This is a genomic window from Salmonella sp. SAL4457 (assembly GCF_046548235.1).
GTDB classification, from domain to species: domain Bacteria; phylum Pseudomonadota; class Gammaproteobacteria; order Enterobacterales; family Enterobacteriaceae; genus Salmonella; species Salmonella enterica.
In genome coordinates this window covers 1-260 of record NZ_JBGDZO010000752.1, presented here as the reverse complement: position 1 = coordinate 260, position 260 = coordinate 1, and the positions used below count along the sequence as shown (strand labels likewise).

Here is a 260-nt window from a genome sequence, read left to right as displayed (position 1 = left end):
CTCGCCGAGCGGATGGGCACGCCGGCCTACCTGATCGACGGCGCCGAGGACATGCAACGCGGCTGGTTCGACGGTGTGCGTCGCATCGGAATCACCGCAGGCGCTTCCGCGCCGGAAGTGCTGGTGCGCGGCGTGATCGCCCAGCTACGCGAGTGGGGGGCGTCGGAGGAGCAGGAACTGGAGGGGCGGGAGGAGAACATTACCTTCTCGATGCCCAAGGAACTGCGGGTCAAGGCTTTGTGAACCGTGCGCAATGAAAG

1 pseudogene is annotated in these 260 nt (G+C 66.2%); it reads left to right on the top strand.

The window, feature by feature from the left end:
* Positions 1-243, top strand: a pseudogene (locus ACLJNW_RS26165) (4-hydroxy-3-methylbut-2-enyl diphosphate reductase); the annotation flags it as partial.
* Between the last annotated feature and the right edge of the window lie 17 nt (positions 244-260).